3 protein-coding genes are annotated in these 2,623 nt (G+C 58.7%); 1 reads left to right on the top strand and 2 read right to left on the bottom strand.

Translation table 11 applies throughout. The annotated features are described in order from the left end of the window. On the top strand, window positions 1-439 hold a 439-nt coding region (locus AACZ55_RS15950), incomplete at its 5' end, for a hypothetical protein (RefSeq protein ID WP_339647665.1). A 347-nt stretch (window positions 440-786) separates the two neighbouring features. Here AACZ55_RS15950 and istB read toward each other — a convergent pair. Then, window positions 787-1,515, bottom strand: coding sequence for an IS21-like element helper ATPase IstB (gene istB, locus AACZ55_RS15945; RefSeq protein WP_339647667.1), 729 nt, complete (start codon window positions 1,513-1,515; stop codon window positions 787-789). Beyond that, window positions 1,515-2,623, bottom strand: a 1,109-nt coding sequence (istA, locus tag AACZ55_RS15940; protein ID WP_339647663.1) for an IS21 family transposase, incomplete at its 5' end; no start/stop codon positions are given. The genes istB and istA, both read right to left, overlap by 1 nt.

The raw sequence follows: 2,623 nt of genomic DNA, 5'->3' as shown, positions 1-2,623 counted from the left end.
GGCGCCAACAGAGGCGGCTGCGATGTTTGGGGAAAGCCCACGCGAACGGCTGGAAGCCATGGGAGACTATGCGCCCGTTCTGACCGTTGTCAGTGCGAAGGATCTGGCCACCGTCAACAAAACCAGAAACCGCGACGATGAGAAAGCGCAGAGAATAGCAGTAATCGTCGACGCGCTGATGGGCGATCGGGACGAGATGAAGGTCAGCGACCTTGTGTCTCCGGCCGCCGTGAAGCTGCAAGAAGACGGCATCTGCAACACAAAGCACCGCCCGACCATCACCGGGGAAATCAGGGTGGCGCTGTTCGGTAAAGGCGTGAGGCTCGAGCGCGACGGACAGACCGTCCATCTGCACGTCGAGCAGAAGGGCCGGGGGGTAACCCAGCCGTTATGGGTTGTGCGGACGATAATGAATGACGAGGCCGCTGATGAAGCCTAGTGCGACCCTAGTTTGGCACGATAAGCACACCTCCATGAGACGGCAGGAAACCACTTGTCGCCACTTATCGGCAGCTTATCGCCGACAAGAAAAAAACATAACAAAAACAAAAGGTTACGTGCGAAATTGGAGCAACTTGTCGCTTGTCGCCGCGATGACAAGCGATAAGCGCAATTTTTCCGCAACAAAATCAATGACTTGCAGCTTGTCTGTCAAACAGCATCCAATATTGACCCCCAATCGGCGTCCAATATTGACCCCCATTTTGCGCCTTTGTGGAGCGGGTCAACCGGCGTAGCTGGTCAGGGTTGCGCAGCCGGGTGACCCGCAGGGCACTGAGCCTGGGTTCAGGCTCGGTTCTTGAATCTCCAGCTCTCATTGCCGGTTTCGACAATGTCGCAGTGGTGCGTGAGCCGATCGAGAAGCGCCGTCGTCATCTTCGCGTCACCGAAGACGGTCGGCCACTCGCCGAAGGTGAGGTTGGTGGTGACGATGACCGATGTCATCTCGTAAAGCTTGCTGATGAGATGGAAGAGAAGTTGGCCGCCTGACTGCGCGAAGGGGAGATACCCAAGTTCGTCGAGAATGACGAAGTCCTTGCGCCCCATATACTCCGCCAGCCGTCCCTGCCTTCCAGCGCGTGTCTCGGCCTCGAGCTTATTGACCAGGTCCACGACGTTAAAGAAACGACCGCGCGCGCCATTGCGGATGCAGGCTCGCGCAATCGCGATCGAGAGATGGGTTTTTCCTGTGCCGGTGCCGCCGATCAACACCACATTGCGCTGCATGGTCAGGAAGTTTCCCGCTGCCAGGTCGTGCACCAAGGTCTCATTGATGCCGGTATCGATGAAGTCGAAGTCATCGATATCCTTGGCCAGAGGCAGTTTAGCTATGGTCATCTGATACTTGATCGAGCGGGCCTGCTTCTCCGCGATCTCGGAGGTGAGCAGGTCCGAGACCACCCGGTTTGGTTGGTGTTCGCGCTTGATCGCCGTAGCAATGACCTCGTCATAGGCATTCTTCATGCCGTAGAGCTTGAGCGCATTCATCGTTGAAAGGATCTCGCTGCGATCCATCATATGGCCCTCCTCAGGCTGTCGTAACGGGAGCAGTCAGCCACCGGCTCGATGTGCAGCTTCAGGGCCTGTGGGGTTGTCAGAATGGTAACCGGCGCTTTGGGTTCGCGTTGGCGGGCCAGAATGTTGAGAACGATATCGGCGGAATACACACCTTCGCGAACGGCTTCGGCGCAGGCGGCCTCAACGGCCGGCAAGCCGTCGCTGAGCACCGCTGCAAGGATCGAGACCATCTGCCGGTCGCCATCCTGGGCCGTGGTCAGCTTGCGCCGAACCCTCTCAAGGCTCGCGGGCAAAACCCAATCCTTGAAGGGCGCACCATTGCGAAGCGCCCCGGGTTTGCGCGCCAGGACCGGAACGTAATGCCAGGGATCGTAGATGGTCTGGTCCCGGCCAAAGGATCGGGGATGCTCGCCGACCACGGTGCCGTCCTGGCGCAGCTCGATCCGCTCAGCATAAGCCCTGATCTCGACTGGTCGGCCGATGGCGTGGGCGGCCACCGAGTATCGGTTGTTGTCGAAACGCACCAAGCATGTGCGCGATACCGAAGCCGTTACGGCATGGAAGCCATCGAAGGGGCCCACAAAGGGAACGAGGCTGGGCCGCTCGAGTTCAAAAGCTTCCCAGACCGTGCTGTCCCTGAACTCGGGGTGGCGATGTGCTCTGGCAAAGGCAATGGTCTTGTCCAACAGCCAGGCGTTCAGTTCGTCGTAATTCTTGAAGCGCAGACGTGGAGTAAAGAAGCGCTCCCGCACCAGCCCCACCTGGTTCTCGACCTGACCCTTCTCCCATCCCGAGGCCGGTGTGCATGCCACCGGGTCAACCAGATGATGCCCGCACATCTGCAGAAAACGGCGGTTGTAGAGACGATCTTTGCCGACAAAAATCGTCTCGACCGCCGTCTTCATGTTGTCGTAGATGCCCCGGGTGCAGGCGCCCTTGAAGAAGGCGAACGCCCGGTCATGGGCATCGAGCACCATCTCCTGGGTCTCACGCGGATAGGCTCGAACATAAAACATCCGACTGTGACACAGCCGAACATGAGCGACCTTGACCGTGACCGTCACCCCATTGAGCAGCACAACTTCGTGGCTCCAGTCGAACTGAT

The organism is uncultured Pelagibacterium sp. (genome assembly GCF_963972885.1).
In the GTDB taxonomy this organism is placed as follows: domain Bacteria; phylum Pseudomonadota; class Alphaproteobacteria; order Rhizobiales; family Devosiaceae; genus Pelagibacterium; species Pelagibacterium nitratireducens.
This window is presented reverse-complemented; position numbering and strand designations above follow the sequence as displayed.